The following is a 19,075-nucleotide window of genomic DNA, read 5'->3' as shown; positions in this document are numbered from 1 at the left end:
TGCAGCGCAAATACCGATAAAATTACGCTACAGTACCTTCCTTCAATTTTTCAGCGTTTTCAGCAAATTGCAAAGCTTCCATTATATCCTGTAAGTCGCCGTTCATTACGCCGGTTAGGTTGTAAATGGTTAGGCCGATGCGGTGCTCGGTTAACCTACCCTGTGGATAATTGTAAGTTCGCACTTTAGCAGAACGGTCGCCGGTTGATACCATGGTTTTACGTTTTTTGGAGGTTATTTCCAGGTGCTTCTGCAGCTCCATTTCATAAACCCTCGAACGCAATACCTGTAAGGCCTTATCGTAATTTTTTAGTTGAGATTTTTGATCCTGGCACTGTGCAACAATACCTGAAGGAATGTGTGTTAAACGCACCGCCGAGTAAGTGGTATTCACTGATTGTCCACCCGGACCAGATGCGCAGAAAAGGTCCTTGCGGATATCGCTTACCTGCAAATCGATGTCAAATTCGTCAACCTCAGGCAACACAACCACGGTTGCAGCCGATGTATGTACACGGCCCTGGGTTTCGGTATCAGGCACACGCTGTACGCGGTGCACACCCGATTCATATTTTAAATTGCCATAGGCGTCCTCGGCATTAACGTTGAATACAATTTCCTTGTATCCGCCAGAAGTACCTTCGGTATAATCAACCAACTCGGTTTTCCAGCCACGGCGTTCGCAATAGCGCATGTACATACGGTAAAGGTCGCCTGCAAAAAGTGCAGCTTCGTCACCTCCGGTACCACCACGAATTTCCACGATAGCATTTTTAGAATCCTCCGGATCTTTAGGGATCAGCATCAAACGGATAGTTTCCTCCATTTCATCCTGCTTAACCAGCAATTCGTCAAGCTCCATTTTAGCCATTTCGCGGAACTCTTCGTCCTTTTCAGTAGCTAAGATTTCCTTATTGCTGTCGATATTACTCATGATGTTGCGGTAGATATTGTACTGGTCAACAACCTTGGCAAGATCTTTATATTCTTTATTTAATTGGGCAAAACGCTTCATATCAGCCATGGCATCAGGGCTGCTTAACTCGGCTTCAACATCCTTCCAGCGTTGAAATATCGCTTCTAATTTCTCTAACATAATTTTGACCGCTTATTTATTGGATGCGGCAATTCTGCTGTTTAAACCAAAATTACACATTAAACAAACAGATCTTAAAATCCATTTATCCTATAAATCTTAGTTTAAAAGCCCACAAAAGTACGAAATTTTGCGCGATTTTTTTTCATAGCGGTGTAAAGAGAATCGTTGATTTTAAGATGATTTGCCTGATTGCGTTGATTTCGATGCCAAGTGGGTAAATTCCTGTTGATGCAGACAGCCAACAAAATGTTGCTAATATTGTATTTTCTATCCGTGAACAAAACGCTATCGCTATGACCAGGAAATCCATTTTGCTCGTTCTTTTTTGTGCCGTTACCCTTTATTCTTCGGCACAACCTAAAATCGACCCAAAAACCATTGCTGATAAAATGAAGTGGTTTGCCGATGCCAAGCTGGGCATATTTATTCATGCCGGCATTTATTCGGTTAACGGCATCGACGAATCATGGAGCTTCCATAACAAAAAGATTAGCTATGCCGATTATATGAAGCAACTGAAAGGGTTTACGCTTAGCAAGTATGATCCCGCGGCGTGGGCCGACCTGATAAAGGAAAGCGGTGCACGTTACGCTGTGATCACCACCAAACATCACGACGGCGTGGCAATGTACGATACCAAGCAGGGTAACCTGAGCATAGTAAAGGCAACTCCAGCCAACAGGGATATGGTAAAGCCGCTTTTTGAGGAGTTACGCAAACGGGATATTAAATGCGGCGCCTATTTTTCGTTGATCGACTGGTCGCACCGGAATTATCCCGGATTTTTAAAGGATAGCTCCCGGTATTCATTACAAAATGATTACGACAGATGGGACAGCTTCAAAATGTATTTCCAGGGACAGATAACCGAGATTAACAATATGTTCAAGCCTGATCTGTGGTGGTTTGATGGCGATTGGGAACACAGCGCCGAAGAATGGCAAGCCGAAAAGATCAGGCATATCATCCTCTCCAAAAATCCCAATGCCATAATTAACGGCAGGCTGCAAGGCTATGGCGATTACACCACACCCGAGCAAAACTTCCCGGTTACCCGCCCGCCGTTTAATTGGTGGGAACTTTGTATGACGATAAACGACAACTGGGGCTACCAACAGGCAGATCAGAATTGGAAAACGCCAAATGAGATCATTACTATTTTTGTTGATGCTGTGGCCAATGGTGGTAACTTGCTTTTGGATATCGGCCCTAAGGAGGACGGTACCATCCCCGACCAGGAAGTTAATGTACTAAAGGAATTAGGTGCCTGGAATAAAGTGCATAGTGAAGCAATATTTAACACAGTTGCAGGTATTCCGGCGGGCCATTTTTATGGCCCGACAACGTTGTCGAAAGATTCAACTACGCTTTACCTGTTTATATCGGGCAAAACCAGCGGCCAGGTAATGCTTAAGGGGCTGGATAATAAAATTGAAGATATAACGGTTGTTGGCACCGACAAAAAGCTCACGCATAAAGTAGTCGGTAAAATATCATGGAGCCCTGTGCCCGGCCTTGTCTACGTTGATTTACCCGAAGGCATGCAGGATAAATATATGACCGTTTTAAAGCTAAAGCTTAACGGCCCGGTAAAATTATATCGTGGACAGGGTGGGTTGTAGGAAAGACGGTTCTTCGCTGCCACTAACCATAAAAAGTTATAATCAATTTTGGGTGAGGTGTCACCCTGAGGCACTCGAAGGGCGACGTGCGCAGAGGCCTATCCATTTGCTAAGCAGGGCGTAAAGGCCTTTGCCCGCATGGTTCGAGTGCCTCACCATGACATCCCGCCCATATCAATTAGCTTGCTATAGCAAATTCCAAAAAACTCAACAATTAATTTCCCTCAGCTACCGCAAACGTCGCCAGCAAATTCACATTTGGGTCGGCTTTAATTTCTGTTGGTTTTGCGGAGGTTTTAAACTGCATTACGGTAATCCTGTCTTTTAAGCTGATGGTATGTTGCTCATTGCCAATTGCAATTTCCAACGGCAATTCATACAACGTGTCCTGGTTTTGCGTAACGGTTACTTCTACTATTCCGGCATTGTATTTCCATTTAATTCCTAAATCCGGATGCCCCGTGGTGTAAAGCCATTGCTGAAAAAATTGCTTCAAATCCTTACCGCTTGCCTGCTCCATAATTTTTTGGAGTCCGCTGGTGTAGGCATTACCACCATTGTATTTGGCATAATAAGCCCTGATGCCTTTCCAAAACGCCTCGTCGCCTAATTTCCTGCGGAGCATGTGCAACACCCAGCCGCCTTTTTGGTAACTATTCGCGTTCAACAATTGCATGTAGTTGCTTTTTACCAGCGTGTCAACTATCGGCGTGTATCTCCTCTTTTCAAAGGAGAACACCGTTAGCCTGTCCTCGGCTTCCCGCTTTTTTAAAGTATCCGGGCCATATTTGCTTTCCAGGTAAAGATTGGTCATGTAAGTGGCAAAGCCCTCGCTTAACCAAACGTGACCAAAATTTCTTTCACTTGCAGCATCGCCAAACCACTGGTGCGCAATCTCGTGTGCCATTAGTTCCTCAATGCCCTTTGTAGTGGTTGAGTTTTCAAAATAGAAAATTGCGCCTGCGTTTTCCATGCCGCCAAATATGGTTTTCGACTGTACATTGGCCAGCTTTTTATAGGCATAAGGTCCAACGTTTTTCATGTAGAACGGCAGGATCTGCGTGGCTACCGCGTAGTTTTTAAAGCCGACTTCCTTGTTTTCGGGGAATACGTAGGTGTAAACAGGTACTCCATTTGCATCGCCGGGATGGTCTATGGCAAAATCGGCAACGCCGATAACCATCACTTTGGTAGGCAGTTGTGCGGTCTCCTTCCAGTGGGTTAGCTTGTAATGATTAGGTAAAACTGTTTCTTCAACCTTTAAACCGTTGGCAACAACTCCGTAATGATCGGGTGCGGTAACTACAAAATCAACCTGCGCTTTATCTACAGGGTAGTCAACGCATGGCAGCCAGTTATGTGCCCGGTTAGGCCAGTTATCGCCGAAAAAAGTACGATGACCAAATTTATTGGTCGAGATGATCAACCCATCGGCTGGAATGCCCTGGTAAATAATGGTATAGCTGTGTGTACTGTTTGCCTTGGCATCTGTTTTGATATCCAGGGTTTCAACATCCTGTGTAAAGGTTACTGCCTTATCATCTTCTGTTACTGATGACACAAGCATACCCTTACCTGCCAGGCCCGCCTTTTTATTGTTTCTAACATGCTCGCTGCCTGCATTACTGCCAGAGTCGGCCGCCGCATCTTTTTGTTTAACCAGGTCGAGCTGCAGGGAGCCTACATCCTTCAAAAATTTGATCCGCACTTTAGCCTGGCCTTTAATGGTGTCGTTTGCATCAGTTAACTGAATGGCGAAGCGGTAGTGCTGCACATCAAAGGCCGGTTCGGTGTTTTGCGCTTTTAGCGACAAACAGCAAATCAACCCAAAAACAAAACAGGAAATAGCTTTATACATGGTGATAATATTTTAGTTTTTAATGTAACTGTAACAGATGGCTTTCTGCATAGCGATGGGTTTCAAACCCATCGCTATAAAAAAACCTAACTCCCTCTTCCGGACTTTACTGACTTTCGGACTTCCCTACTCTCTCCCTACTTCCACCTAAAAGTCTTTATCATCAAATCCACATCCTTTTTTACAAACGTAAGTACGGGTTGAATAGAATCCAGCCGGGGTTCGTTGTTAAAATAAAGCGCGCCGCGGATATAATTTTTTGTACTGTCGGTAAGGAAAAACTGTACAGACGAAGCCGCATTCCCGTCGATGGCATAATAAATACCGTAAACCTTCCGGTCGGGATAATAGATTGAGCCCTGGTCGATAGACGTTGCCTTTATGGTATGCTTAAAGCTTAACTTATGGGCATCCTCAACAAGCTCGTTAAACTCCTGTTTAGATTTGATGTGCTCATAGCTCAGGTGCAGGGTTCCATTAAATTGCGGGAACTGCATATTTAACCAATAAGGTTTCGCGTCCGGATTTTTGTCCGGCTCAATCGTAGCATACTTTGGGTATTCGAAGGTAAAAGGAGCGCTGGAAGTATAAGGCTGATAGGCCTTTTCAGGAAAAACTATCCGGTAATATCCACGCGGTTTGGGCGAATAATCATGATCACCGCTGCAGGCAGCAAATAATGAAACGACCATTATAAACAATACAATTTTCCTCATGGATGTTTTTGTTTGGATGTCCAGATCTCCCAGCCTTTTTCGGCTTGTAGCAAGAGCATTTCGTAGCCGTTTTTTATGGTGGCGCCCTGTTCTTCTCCCTTTTTTAAAAATAAGGTTTTTTCGGGATTATACACCAGGTCGTATAATAAATGATCTTCGGTAATCGCCTCATATGGGATCGGCGGACATTCATCTACGTTCGGCGACGTGCCCAATGGCGTTGTATTAATAATAATGGTATGCTGTTTTATGTGGTGCGGTTTCAAATCGCTAAAAAGTATATTATCGCCATGCGGTTTACGGGTCACCACTTTATAGGCAATTCCCAGGTTTTCAAGCACGCATTTAACCGCCTTTGCCGCGCCGCCATCGCCTAAAACCAGGGCTTTATCATGGTTATCGGTCAGCAACGGCTTCAACGACATCTCGAAGCCATAGATATCGGTATTGTATCCCTCCAGCCTAAAGTCGTGCCCCTTTATCCCAAGCTCGCCTGAAAAAGCAGCCATCACCGGGCTCTCCGCGCTGATGCGGATACAGTTTACAGCACCGGCGCCGCGGGCATCCTCATCAACCCAATCAAGGTATTTTAAAATGCCTATTTTATGGGGCACGGTCACATTTAGTCCGCACAGGTCCGGGTTATCAGCCAGCAATTTCGGCAGATCATGAAGATCTTCCAGCGGGAAAAGATGGTAAACCGAATCAGTAATATGTTCACGTTCAAACTTTTCGGTGAAGTATTTTTTTGAGAATGAATGCGTAAGCGGATAGCCAATAAGCCCGTAATGTTTCATTTTTGTTAGCTATAAGATGTTAGTATAAGGAGCGAGATTTCCCGACACTTTCAAAACGTAATATTAAGAAGAAAACGGGCAAATATGTTTATTGATTTATAAAGTGATGGAAAATTGCAACGTTCCTTAGAACGTAGAATAACAATGCGCCGTTTTATTTCCCCGTTGTTTTTTAAAGCGCGTAAAATAAGGCCCTATTTAACTCACACTTTTCCTAGCCTTTAAAAAAGTAACCGCAATTCCAGCCAGTACAATTACGCTGCCGACAATCTCTTTTAACGCCAATGTCTCATGCAACATCAGCGCGGCTAAAAATCCGGCAATCACCGTTTGGCTTAACAATGCTATGGAAACTTTGGTCGACTCCAAAAAACGCAGCGTATGATTTATGGTCAACCATCCCACTAATTGACATAACAAACCCATTCCGAGGAAGCACAGCCAGGCGTTCATTGTGAAATCAGTAAGCTGGTTATGCAGGAACAGGTTAATGATGAACAAAAAAATACTTCCTGCCAGCATATTATAAAACATAAACGTGATGGTGCTTATCTTTTGCAGGATGCCTCGGGTGATTAAAATGTAGATGGCATAAAACAAACTGGCCAGCAAGGCCAGCGGGATGCCGATATTAAACTGCAGCAACATTAAATTTTGCACGCCTACCAAAATCACCATCCCGAAAATGGCTACACAGGTCCCGATCCAAAACACCCTTCCCGATTTCTTTTTAAATGCCAAATAGCTGATTAATCCAACCCAAACAGGAGCAAGATTTGCTATAAGTGTTGATACGGTGGCAGAGATCTTGATAAGCGATAAGTTCCAAACAGCAATATCTGAGGCAAAAACTATCCCGCCAATTAAGGCTACCATTAATTCTTTTCGGCCAATTTTAAGTTGCTTTTTGATGACGCAATAAGGCAGCAAACAAAGCCAGGCAATAAAAATGCGATAAAAACCCGACGCAATAGGCGAAGCCCCTGCAAGCTTTACAAAAATTGGCGAAAAAGAGATGCAGAGGATGCCAATGATTAGGCTTGCTTTTGGATTCATGTGAAGCAAACTTACTAATTGTCTGAATCAGAATTTTTCACATGTTAACTTTATTTTTTTTAAAAAGCGTTCAAGAAGGCTGCGCCGTTTCCAGAATTAGAGAATTAACAAGATGATTATTTATCGGAATAACCGCTTACCATTCTGAAAATCTTTTAATTCTGCAAATTCTGATTCAGACAACAATCAAATAATGTTATTTTTGCCCCTCAAAATATTTTATATGAGCCAGCGAATCAAGATCAAAGCATTATTAGAAAGCGAACAGACAGGTATTGAGATAATAGTTAAGGGATGGGTACGTGCATTCCGCCAGAATCGTTTTATTGCTTTGAATGATGGCTCCACCAATAACAACATCCAGGTTGTTGTTGATTTTGAAAACACCGATCCTGCTTTGCTTAAGCGCATCACGTTTGGTGCGGCTATCAGTGTTACCGGTGAGCTGATCCCATCCTTAGGACAGGGTCAAAAGGTAGAAGTTATTGCTAAGGATATTGAAATTTTAGGCGATTGCGATCCCGAAGAATATCCTTTACAACCAAAAAGGCAAACACTTGAGTTTTTGCGTGAGAAGGCGCACCTGCGCTTCCGCACGAACACCTTCGGTGCCATCTTTCGGGTGCGTAACAGCCTTGCGTTTGCAGTGCACCAGTTTTTCCAGGAGCGCGGGTTTGTTTACTTGCATACGCCAATCATCACCGCATCGGATGCGGAAGGTGCGGGCGAGACCTTTCACGTAACCAACTTCGATCTCGCAAATCCGCCAAAAACCGAAACCGGGGAGGTTGATTTTTCACAGGACTTTTTTGCAAAGGCGACTAACCTAACCGTGTCCGGCCAGCTGGAGGGGGAGCTTGGCGCAATGGCTTTAAGTGATATTTATACGTTCGGGCCAACATTCCGTGCGGAGAACTCCAATACCACCCGTCACCTTGCCGAGTTTTGGATGATCGAGCCCGAAGTTGCCTTTAACGATTTGAACGACAACATGGACCTTGCCGAGGACATGCTGAAATATGTGATAAAATATGCGCTTGATAAAAACGCAGATGATATAGAATTTTTAACACAGCGCCTAACCGAAGAGGAAAAGCAAAAGCCACAAAATGAGCGTTCAGAGTTGAGCCTTATAGACAAGTTGAAGTTTTGTTTGGATAATGATTTTGAGCGCCTTACTTATACCGAGGCTATCGACATTTTAAAGGAATCCACTCCGAACAAGAAAAAGAAATTCCAGTACCCGGTTGAGGGCTGGGGTACCGATTTGCAGTCGGAGCACGAGCGTTATTTGGTGGAGAAGCACTTTAAAAAACCGGTGATCCTTACCGATTATCCAAAAGAGATCAAAGCATTTTATATGCGCCAGAACGAGGTTGATGCCAACGGCCGCGAAACGGTTCGCGCTATGGACATCCTGTTCCCGGGCATCGGCGAAATTGTTGGCGGCTCACAACGTGAAGAACGTTTGGACAAACTAGAACAACGCATGGACGAAATGGGCATCCCTAAGGATGAGCTTTGGTGGTACCTGGACACCCGCCGGTTTGGCGCTTGTCCGCATGCCGGCTTTGGTTTAGGCTTTGAACGTTTGGTGCTGTTTGTTACCGGTATGGGCAACATCAGGGATGTAATCCCTTTCCCAAGGTATCCAAAGAACGCGGAATTTTAACCGGGAACCGGGATTACACGGATTAGGGTAGATTTCACTGATTTAAAAAAATGTCATTGCGAGGAGGAACGACGAAGCAACCTCGTCGTAATGCGTATTCGCCCTGCCTGCAACGAGGTTGCCGCGCTATCACTCGCAATGACAAACTTTGTTTAAATAACGTTTAATGACCCAAATAGAACTCTCCACCCACATCAACGCCCCAATTGGCCGCTGCTTTGATTTGGCGCGGAGCATTGAGATGCATGTGGAGTCAACCAAACAAACTGGTGAGCGGGCCATTGCCGGGTGCACCAGCGGGTTGATTGAATTGGGTGAAAGCGTAACCTGGCGGGCAAAGCATTTCGGCATCTGGCAAAACCTCACCTCGAAGATCACCGAATTTGAATACCCAAATTACTTTACTGACGAAATGGTAAGCGGCGCCTTTAAAAGTTTCCGGCACCAACACTTATTCTTTGGCGTGGGTGATCAAACGGTTATGAAGGATATTTTCACATTTGAATCTCCATTTGGCAGGCTTGGCGAATTTGCCGACTCACGTTTTTTAGGGCTGTATATGCAAAGATTACTGGAGAAGAGAAATAAAGCAATCAGGAAGGCAGCAGAATCCGGTCTTTAATCCTGTTGTTATTTAGTTGATTATCAATTATATTTACCTTTCTTATAATTATAACCCTGGGTGGCCGCATATAAAATATCCCATCCCTGTAATTATTTCTTTTTTCAACAGTCTTATGGCTTTATCACATTTATGAAAAGATCACTACTTGTAATTGTTTTTACACTCTCCGTTTTTACAAAATTATTTGCGCAGGAGCACATGCTTTGGATGCAGCAGGCTGCTATTTCACCTGATGGAAACTGGATCGCCTTTGAATATAAGGGCACTATTTTTAAGGTTGCCTCAAGCGGCGGCCAGGCAACAGCATTAACCATTAACAGCGCCTACAATGGCTACCCGGTATGGAGCCATGATGGCAAGTCCATTGCCTTCGCCTCAGACAGGTATGGCAATTTCGACGTATACGTTATGCCTGCAAACGGCGGCAATGCAAACCGGCTTACCTATAATTCAAGCAAGGACATTCCTTACGATTTCTCGGCTGATAACCAAACCGTTTACTTCGGCAGCGCACGGCATGACGTTGCCGCGTCTATCCGGTTTCCCGGCGATGGCTACTTTGTAAAACTGTATAAAGTTCCGGCTAAAGGCGGGCGAAGCCTGCTGGTAAATAATGCAGGTAGCGAGTTCGTCCATTTTAATAAAGCAGGCGATAAATTTATCTTCCAGGATAGGAAAGGCTATGAAAACAACTACCGTAAGCACCATACCTCGGCTGTAACACGCGATATCTGGATCTATGACACCAAAGCCAACAGCTATACCAAAGTATCGCCATTTGTGGGTGAGGACCGCGAACCGGTTTGGGGCGATGCCGGTAAATTTTACTACCTGAGCGAACGCAATGGCAATCAAAACCTTTTTGCTTCATCCGAAGCGGATCCCAATACAGTAACACAGTTAACCACATTCACGCAGGACCCTGTTCGTAACCTGTCGCGGGCTGATAACGGAACGTTTTCATTTACGCAGGATGGTGACCTTTATACCTTTAAAGAAGGCGGTCAACCACAAAAACTTACCATCACCGCAACGGCAGATTTTGACGGCGACCAGGTAAAAACTATCCCTGTTACCGGTGACGCTACTGAAATGGCGGTATCTCCGGATGCAAAGGAGGTTGCCTTTGTATACCGCGGCGAGATCTTTGTAACCTCGGCGGATGGGAATGCAACCAAAAGGATCACCAATACACCATACCAGGAACGCATGGTACAGTTCAGCCCGGATGGCCGCAGCATTTTATATTCTGTTGAAAACAATGGTTCGTGGGATATCTACAAGGTATCGATTGTGAACAAAAGCGAGCCTTATTTTTATGCATCAACCACGCTGAAAACTGAGCCGGTTATTGCTACCCCTAAGGATGAGTTCCAGGGGGTTTATTCGCCCGACGGGAAAAAGATCGCTTACCTTGAGGAAAGAAATACCATTAAGGTGTATGACATCGCGGCCAAAACTTCAATTACGCTAATCGCCGAAGGCGTAAACTTTTCCTACCAGGACGGTGACCAGTATTTTGCATGGTCGCCGGATAGCAAATATCTTTTGGCACAATCGAGCGAGGGCCGGTTTGGCAGTAACCAGGTGGTATTGCTGAAAGCTGATGGCAGCGGGAAGCGCATTAACCTAACACAAAGCGGCTTTAATAATGGTGAGCCACAATGGGGAATGGGCGGTAAAATGATGTACTGGCAAAACGATAAGAAGGGCATGAAGAACTTTAGCTCGGGCAGCCAGATGGATGTTTACGGTATGTTCTTCGACCAGGCTACCTGGGATAAGTACCAGCTGAGCAAGGATGACCTCACCCTAAAAAATGAGCAGGAAAAACGCGATACCCTTGAACTAAAAAAAGCGGAAGCAAAAACTAAAAAAGGAAAGGATACTGTTAAAAAGAAGGCACCTGAATTTATCCCAACTTTAGAGAACCTTGAGAACCGCACGGAAAGGTTAACCATCAGTTCGGCAGATATTGCTGACGACAAGCTTTCGTTAGACGGTGAGAAATTATTCTACCTGGCTAAATACGAAAAAGGCTACAACCTTTGGGTTACCATGCCGCGCACAAACGAGACAAAAGTGCTTGCCGACTTAAGTGCGCCAAACGGATCGCTTACCTTAAGCAATGACGGTAAAACCTTATTTGTACTAGCAGGTGGCAATATCATGAAAGTTGGTGTTGATGATGGCAAGGTGACGCCTGTACATATCAGCACAAGTATGGAGTTAAACGCGACAGCAGAAAGAAGTTACATGTTCGACCATATTTACAAGCAGGTTGAAAAACGGTTCTTCGACCCTAAACTACAGGGTGTTGACTGGAAATTCTATCACGAGGATTATGCCAAGTTTTTACCCAATATCAACAATAATTATGATTTCGAGATCCTGCTCAGCGAGTTCCTCGGCGAATTGAATGGCTCCCATACCGGCGGCGGTTATATCCCCGAATTCCCGGATCGTGATGTTACAGCTACATTGGGACTTTTGTATGATGAAAAAGCAGAAGGAAACGGATTGAAAGTAACTGAAGTTATTGCCGGCGGCCCCTTCGACATTGAAAAAACCAAAATGAAAAAGGGCGATATCGTCGACAAAATTGACGGCAATGATATTACCGCTGCTGCAGATTGGTCGAAATTATTGAACCACAAGGCGGGTAATTATACATTGATCAGCTTTCATGATCCCAAAACAAACGAGCAATACCAGGAAACTGTAAAACCAATAACAGCAGGCATGGAAGGCAATATGCTGCTTTATAACCGGTGGATCAAACGAATGGAATTCCTGACAGATAGCTTATCCGGCGGAGAAGTTGGCTACGTACACGTGCGCAGCATGGATGATCCGAGCTACCGCGTTACATTTGACAAGGTGCTGGGACGCAACGTTAATAAAAAGGCATTGATTGTTGACACCCGCTTCAACGGCGGCGGTAATCTGCACGATGAGTTGGTTACCTTTTTAAGCGGTAAACAATACCTGGAGTTTCGCCCGCAAAACAATAAGGTATTGGGTGGAGAATCCCTCACCAAATGGACCAAGCCAACCTGCGTATTGATCAGCGAGGGCAATTATTCGGATGCATTTATATTCCCTTATGTTTATAAGGAGCTGAACATTGGTAAGCTGATAGGTATGCCGGTTGCGGGCACAGGTACGGCCGTATGGTGGGAAACCCAGATCGACAATTCAATTTATTTCGGCATCCCGATGTGGTCTACGTGGGGCACCAACGAAACCCATGCAACAGAAAACCACCAGCTGGAACCAGATATTAAAGTTAACAATGACTATAACCAGGTGCTAACCGGCACAGACCAGCAATTGCAGGTTGCCGTTAAGGAGATGTTGAAGACAATTAAAGGGCAATAATTATAAACACCCAGACTTACGAAGTTTTAAAAACTTCGTAAGTCTTCAAAAATCAACGGTTATAGTCCTTCTGCACAATCAGAAAGCTCGCCCGCTCTGTTTTATGGAATGGCACATCCCAGTTGCCCTGGTAGGTTATTTTGGCAGGCAGCAATTCACCATCTACTTTATTTAGCTCGATGTTCATCTGCACATCAAAGCTGAAAAGCATATTGTGATATTTAAGATCGACGTAGCGGCCGAGGATCTGGAAGGTACGCATATCAAAAATGGTTGTCAGCTCCTTTATCACCACATCATTATCTGCTATGCTTGGTTTGCGGATCACCTTAAAACGGTATACGGGGATGGAATCAAGATACTTTCCCCTTGCAAACTGGTAGAAATAATAGTTCCGCATCTCCTTACCGAAGATCTCGGTTTTGCTGCTGAGGAATGGCAGCCCGGTTACTTTATGGCCCGGTGCAAAGATCAGCGTTTTTAACTTGGACTTATAGCTTTCGTTCTTATCGCCACCACCCTGGCGCATTGCCCCGGGCATAAAATTAGATTTATAAGCATTGGTAAAAATATAGTCGAACATCTCCACGGTGTAAAGCTGCGGCTTGCCATTATTTTTATAAACCGAACCGCTGTCGACCTTGGCGAGGTATTCAATTTTGGGTTTACCACCGATATAGCTGTGCTTTATTTTGCGATAGCTTTTACTGTCTACGCGGTTCTTTTTATCGTAGGTATAAATGCGGTTCTCGGCCATAAAGCCAAACTGTTTCATGTTTTGAAACGCCCGATAAAAGCCGGTGTCGGCCAGTACAGCATCAATAAAATCCTGTGCGTTTAATTTATGCGAAGTGATATTTATTGCAGAATCAATAACGATGGTCCGGATTGTATCAGGATTAAAACGCTTGATTTGCTGCGCTTTTAGGCTGAAAGCAAAAAGGAGAAAGCTGAAAGTAATTAAAAAGAATTTGTTCATGGTTCATGGCCAAAAGAAGGACACATAACTATTGAAATTGAAGCTGCTATGATCTATGAACCATCAACTATGAACTGCAAACTAATTCCCCAACTGCTTAACCGCCAGATAAGCCATTAAACCGGTGCTGATCTTAAACGCATCTTCTTCCACATCAAAGGTTGGCGTATGTACAGATGAAGTAATCCCGCGACTTTCATTACGGGTACCTAAACGGTAAAAACAAGAATCGGCAACCTGTGAGTAATAGGCAAAGTCTTCGGCAGCCATCCAGATATCAAGGTCGAGCACATTTTCTTTACCCAAATAATCTTCGGCATGGCCACGGGTTGCGGCAGTTAGTTTTTCTTCGTTGATCAGGAAAGGATAGCCCCTCATGATATTGAAATCGCAGCTGCCGCCCATACTTTCAGCTATGCCTTCGGCCATTTTTTTCATTTTGATATGGGCCTCATTACGCCATTTCTCATCCATGGTGCGGAAAGTACCTTCCAAATAAACTTCGTTAGGAATCACATTGGTCGCGCCATTGGCAATCACCTTTCCAAATGAAAGCACCGATGGGCTCTTCGGATCTGCAAAGCGGCTTACCACTTGTTGCAGGGCCGTTAATATGTGCGCGGTAATAATTACCGGGTCGACGTTTTGTTGTGGCTGTGCACCGTGGCCGCCTTTGCCATGTACGGTTACATAGATCTCATCTGTAGAGGCCATGTACTTACCCGCACGGAAGCCTACCTTACCCGCTTCAATCAGGGGCATTACGTGCTGTCCCAATACGGCCTGTGGTTTTGGATTTTCCAACACGCCTTCTGCAATCATCAGGCTGGCGCCACCAGGCAGTTTTTCTTCTGCCGGTTGAAAGATCAGTTTTACGGTTCCGCCAAACTCGCTTTTTAAATCGGTTAAGATTTTAGCGGTACCAAGTAAGGATGATGTATGCGCATCATGTCCGCAGGCATGCATTACACCAACGTTTTGTGATTTATAGCTTACCTCGTTTGCTTCGGTAATTGGCAACGCATCCATATCGGCACGCAGGGCAACTACACGATCTGATGGTTTTTCACCCTTAATCAACGCAACAAGTCCGTTATCAGCCATGCGCTCGTAAGTCAGTCCCAATTCATCCAATTTGCCGGCAACAAACGCGGAGGTATTTACCTCGTTAAATGAAAGCTCGGGATGCGAGTGCAAATGGCGGCGGTTAGCCACAACGTCGTTAAATATAGTTTGTGATAACTGCTGGATCTGCTCTTTAATCATTGGATGGATCTGTTTTTGGGGGATTTATTTTTTCGGAAATAATAAACAGGCTGGTAAACATGGGCCTTATTTCCTGTACTAATTTCTGTGCCTCAAGTCGCGTACGAAAATCGCCGGCACGCACTTTAAAATTGGGTTCACTGTAGCTGACATAAGTCCGCAGCTCGGGGTATTCCTCGTTAAACTTTGCCTGGGCGTTGTAGGCAGCCTGCCTGCTGGAACCAAAGAAGATCTGCACGCGGTAACCGCTGGATGATCCGTCTTCTGCACCGCCACCCGCAGCAATGTTTTTACCCAACGACGGGCGTTTGGCTATCAGCGTGTCTATCAACGGATCCTTTACCACCTGCACTGTTCCACGGGTTTGCGCCGAAGCCAGCGCGGGTAAAAGTATTGATATAAAAAAAATGCAGTATCCTATTTTGCTAAGCTTAGCGTGGTAATAAGATAGTGCATTTTTCATAATGATAATTTTCTATATCTATTGTCATTGCGAGGAGGTACGACGAAGCAACCTCGTAGCTGTGCATGGCGAACATGTATGGCTACGAGGTTGCCGCGCTTCGCTCGCAATGACAAGTTTTTTATTTCTTACGCCTGCCCAACACCGTGGCAGTTTTTAAATTTTTTACCGCTGCCACAAGGACAAGGGTCATTCCTGCCTATTTTTTGCTCAACCCTAATCGGGGTAGCTTTTTGCGGCTCGCCCATGTCCATCATCGGCACGCCGTTTGATTCGCTTACCAGCTCAGGCTTAGAGGTGCGCATTTTTTTAAGGTCGAGTTTTGGCTGAGGTTTTGCCTCACGGATCTCTTCAGCTTCCTGCTGAACCGGGATACCGCCCCTGAAAAGGAAGCTAACCAAATCCTTATTCACACTGGCCAGCATTCCGCGGAACAGGTTAAACGCTTCGAACTTGTAAACCAATAACGGGTCCTTTTGTTCATAAACGGCGTTCTGAACAGATTGTTTCAACTCATCCATTTCGCGCAAATGTTCCTTCCATGCATCGTCTATCAGGTACAGGGTAACGTTCTTCTCGAACGATTTAAATACTTCCTGTCCTTTATTAGCAATAGCCTTTTTAAGCGGAACAGACACCTGGATACCGTTAATACCATCGGTAAACGGAACAACTATGTTTTCAACATACTCGCCGCGGGTGTCAAACACATCCTTTAAAACAGGATAGGCTTGCTGAGCAATGGCTTCCTGCTTGCGTTTGTAAAACTCATTTATCTCCTGGAAGGCAATATCAACCAGCGCATTGATGTTTTTTGAAGTAAAATCATCGTGCGAAATCTCTACATCAACAGAGAACAAACGAATCAACTCCAGCGTAAAGCCTTCGTAATTGTTTGATTCCTTATACTCCGTAACCACATCCTCAACCACATCAAAAATGGTGTTGTTGATATCCACTTCCAAACGTTCGCCAAACAAGGCGTTTTTACGTTTTGAGTAGATAACGGTACGCTGTGAGTTCATTACGTCGTCATACTCCAGCAAGCGCTTACGGATGCCGAAGTTGTTTTCTTCCACCTTTTTCTGCGCACGCTCGATAGAGTTCGAGATCATGGAGTGCTGGATCACTTCGCCTTCCTCAATACCCATCCGCACCATCAGGTTGCTGATCCTTTCAGAACCGAACAAACGCATCAGGTTATCTTCAAGAGACACAAAGAATTGCGATGATCCCGGGTCACCCTGGCGGCCTGCACGACCACGCAACTGGCGGTCAACACGGCGCGACTCATGACGCTCAGTACCAACGATGGCTAAACCACCGGCTTCCTTAACGCCTGGCCCTAATTTTATATCCGTACCACGACCAGCCATGTTGGTAGCAATGGTAACGGTGCCAGCTGTACCTGCTTCAGCCACAATATCGGCTTCTTTTTGGTGCAGTTTGGCATTCAGTACGTTATGTTTAATGCCGCGCAGCTTAAGCATTCGGCTCAATAATTCTGAAATTTCAACAGATGTGGTACCCACCAGTACCGGGCGACCGGCTTTGGTTAAGGCTGCAATTTCTTCGGCAACTGCATTGTACTTTTCACGTACAGTACGGTAAACCAAATCCTCGCGGTCATCACGGCTGATATTGGTGTTGGTTGGAATTTCAACCACATCCAGTTTATAGATCTCCCAAAACTCACCGGCTTCAGTTACGGCAGTACCCGTCATACCGCAAAGCTTGTGGTACATACGGAAGTAGTTTTGCAGGGTAATAGTTGCAAAGGTTTGGGTAGCATCTTCAACCTTAACGTTTTCCTTAGCTTCAATAGCCTGGTGCAAGCCATCAGAATAGCGGCGGCCATCCAGCACACGGCCGGTTTGCTCATCCACAATCTTTACCTTGCCTTCGTCCAGGATGTATTCAGTATCCTTTTCAAACAGTGTATAAGCCTTTAATAACTGGTTAACAGAGTGGATACGTTCAGACTTGATAGAAAAATCACGCATCAGCTCATCTTTACGGCCAACTTTTTCTTCGGCCGGCAATTGTGATTTTTCGATATCTGAAATTTCAGAACCAACATCCGGCATCACGAAGAAATGCGGATCCTCGCCCGAAGCGGTGATCAGCTCAATACCTTTTTCAGCAAGCTCAACCTGGTTATTCTTTTCGTCGATAACGAAGAATAGCTCAGCATCAACCTTGTGCATTTCCTTGCTTTGGTCCTGCATGTAAAAGTTTTCGGTTTTCTGTAAAAGACTCCTGTTGCCGCCTTCGCTCAAATATTTAATCAGCGCCTTGCTTTTCGGCAAACCACGGAAGGCACGCAATAAAGCTAAACCACCTTCTTCAGGGCCGGTTTTGCCCTCGGCTATCATTTTCTTTGCTTCATTCAAAGCGCCGTTCACATAGTTTTTTTGTGCATTAACCAAACGCTCAATGCGTGGCTTCAGTTCATAAAACTCATGCTCATCACCACGCGGAATCGGGCCTGATATGATCAATGGTGTACGGGCATCGTCAATTAATACCGAGTCAACCTCATCCACCATAGCATAATGTAGCTTACCCTGTACCAGTTCTTCTGGGCTGCGTGTCATATTGTCACGCAGGTAATCAAAACCAAACTCGTTATTGGTACCAAAAATTATATCTGATTGATATGCATTACGTCTTTCTTCTGAATTTGGCTCATGTTTATCAATACAATCAACTGATAACCCGTGGAATTCATACAGCGGGCCCATCCATTCCGAGTCACGACGTGCCAGATAGTCATTCACCGTTACAATGTGAACGCCCTGGCCGGCAAGTGCATTTAAATAAGCAGGAAGGGTGGCCACTAATGTTTTACCCTCACCCGTAGCCATTTCCGAAATTTTACCCTGGTGCAATACTATACCGCCAATAAGCTGTACATCGTAATGCACCATATTCCAGGTAACTTCGTTTCCGGCAGCAAGCCAGGTGTTATGGTGTATGGCTTTATCGCCCTTTATAATTACGTTTTGTTTACGTGCAGCCAAATCACGGTCGAATTGGGTTGCAGTAACCTCAATGGTTTTATTTTCGGTAAACCTTTTGGCAGTTTCCTTTACAACGGCAAATCCTTCAGGAAGAATACGCATCAGGATCACTTCCAATTCCTTATTACGATCTTTCTCAAGCTTATCCAGTTGGGTATACAGCTCAACCTTTTCGTTCACATCCATGTCGGGCTCATTGTCGGTACGTTCCCTTATGGCAGCAATTTCCTCATCGATGGCGGCAAGGCCTTCAGCAATGGTTTCCTTGAAGCCTATGGTTTTTGCCCTGAGCTCGTCATTAGTTAAATCGCCAAGCTTGGCAAATTCAGCCTTAACTTTTTCAACAATAGGCAATATGCTTTTTACGTCTCTAACTGATTTGCTTCCGAAAAGCTTACTTATAAAATTTAACATGCTATCTGTATATGTTGCAAAACAAACTCAACAATTGCGCCACGGCAATTTTTGAGCCATTATGACAGGCAAAGTTAAGGTTTTGATTTGGATTACACCGATTG

13 protein-coding genes are annotated in these 19,075 nt (G+C 44.8%); 4 read left to right on the top strand and 9 right to left on the bottom strand.

The window, feature by feature from the left end; all coding sequences use genetic code 11:
* Nucleotides 1–22 precede the first annotated feature (22 nt).
* Nucleotides 23–1,096 (bottom strand): peptide chain release factor 1, encoded by a 1,074-nt coding sequence (prfA, locus tag KXD93_RS07705; RefSeq protein ID WP_258136403.1) that lies wholly within the window; start codon nt 1,094–1,096, stop codon nt 23–25.
* A 296-nt stretch (nt 1,097–1,392) separates the two neighbouring features.
* Between prfA and KXD93_RS07700 the strand changes: the two genes are divergently transcribed.
* Nucleotides 1,393–2,721 carry an alpha-L-fucosidase gene (locus tag KXD93_RS07700; RefSeq protein ID WP_258136402.1) on the top strand — a complete coding sequence of 443 codons (1,329 nt, stop codon included), beginning with the start codon at nt 1,393–1,395 and terminating at the stop codon, nt 2,719–2,721.
* A 214-nt stretch (nt 2,722–2,935) separates the two neighbouring features.
* Here KXD93_RS07700 and KXD93_RS07695 read toward each other — a convergent pair whose 3' ends face one another.
* From KXD93_RS07695 to KXD93_RS07680, 4 genes are all read right to left on the bottom strand, one after another.
* Nucleotides 2,936–4,579: a M1 family metallopeptidase gene (locus KXD93_RS07695; protein ID WP_258136401.1), complete on the bottom strand. Its 1,644-nt coding sequence runs from the start codon at nt 4,577–4,579 to the stop codon at nt 2,936–2,938.
* A gap of 137 nt (nt 4,580–4,716) precedes the next feature.
* Nucleotides 4,717–5,295 (bottom strand): gliding motility lipoprotein GldD, encoded by a 579-nt coding sequence (gldD, locus tag KXD93_RS07690; protein ID WP_258136400.1) that lies wholly within the window; start codon nt 5,293–5,295, stop codon nt 4,717–4,719.
* The gene (locus KXD93_RS07685) at nt 5,292–6,092 is read right to left on the bottom strand and encodes a shikimate dehydrogenase family protein (RefSeq protein ID WP_258136399.1); all 801 of its coding nucleotides are present in this window, start codon (nt 6,090–6,092) and stop codon (nt 5,292–5,294) included. The genes gldD and KXD93_RS07685 overlap by 4 nt, the downstream gene beginning before the upstream one ends.
* A gap of 198 nt (nt 6,093–6,290) precedes the next feature.
* A complete protein-coding gene (locus tag KXD93_RS07680; RefSeq protein WP_258136398.1) occupies nt 6,291–7,148 on the bottom strand; it encodes a DMT family transporter in 858 nt (285 codons plus the stop codon).
* Between the two features lie 223 nt (nt 7,149–7,371).
* Between KXD93_RS07680 and asnS the strand changes: the two genes are divergently transcribed.
* The 3 genes from asnS to KXD93_RS07665 all read left to right on the top strand — a co-directional run bounded on the left by asnS (nt 7,372) and on the right by KXD93_RS07665 (nt 12,826).
* Nucleotides 7,372–8,820: an asparagine--tRNA ligase gene (gene asnS, locus KXD93_RS07675; RefSeq protein WP_258136397.1), complete on the top strand. Its 1,449-nt coding sequence runs from the start codon at nt 7,372–7,374 to the stop codon at nt 8,818–8,820.
* Between the two features lie 166 nt (nt 8,821–8,986).
* Nucleotides 8,987–9,442 (top strand): SRPBCC family protein, encoded by a 456-nt coding sequence (locus KXD93_RS07670; RefSeq protein ID WP_258136396.1) that lies wholly within the window; start codon nt 8,987–8,989, stop codon nt 9,440–9,442.
* A 132-nt stretch (nt 9,443–9,574) separates the two neighbouring features.
* Nucleotides 9,575–12,826, top strand: coding sequence for a S41 family peptidase (locus tag KXD93_RS07665; RefSeq protein WP_258136395.1), 3,252 nt, complete (start codon nt 9,575–9,577; stop codon nt 12,824–12,826).
* A 52-nt stretch (nt 12,827–12,878) separates the two neighbouring features.
* Here KXD93_RS07665 and KXD93_RS07660 read toward each other — a convergent pair whose 3' ends face one another.
* The 4 genes from KXD93_RS07660 to secA form a co-directional block, all read right to left on the bottom strand.
* On the bottom strand, nt 12,879–13,805 hold the full coding sequence (locus KXD93_RS07660; protein WP_258136393.1) for a hypothetical protein: 927 nt from the start codon (nt 13,803–13,805) through the stop codon (nt 12,879–12,881).
* An 81-nt stretch (nt 13,806–13,886) separates the two neighbouring features.
* Entirely contained in the window at nt 13,887–15,071 is a 1,185-nt protein-coding gene (locus tag KXD93_RS07655) for a M20 metallopeptidase family protein (RefSeq protein WP_258136392.1), read from the bottom strand.
* A complete protein-coding gene (locus tag KXD93_RS07650; RefSeq protein ID WP_258136391.1) occupies nt 15,064–15,534 on the bottom strand; it encodes an SPOR domain-containing protein in 471 nt (156 codons plus the stop codon). The genes KXD93_RS07655 and KXD93_RS07650 overlap by 8 nt, the downstream gene beginning before the upstream one ends.
* A gap of 128 nt (nt 15,535–15,662) precedes the next feature.
* Complete coding sequence (gene secA / locus KXD93_RS07645; RefSeq protein ID WP_258136390.1) at nt 15,663–18,971, bottom strand: preprotein translocase subunit SecA; 3,309 nt, start codon at nt 18,969–18,971, stop codon at nt 15,663–15,665.
* Nucleotides 18,972–19,075 lie beyond the last annotated feature (104 nt).

It is taken from the genome of Mucilaginibacter phenanthrenivorans (assembly GCF_024721155.1).
GTDB lineage: Bacteria > Bacteroidota > Bacteroidia > Sphingobacteriales > Sphingobacteriaceae > Mucilaginibacter > Mucilaginibacter phenanthrenivorans.
This window is presented reverse-complemented; position numbering and strand designations above follow the sequence as displayed.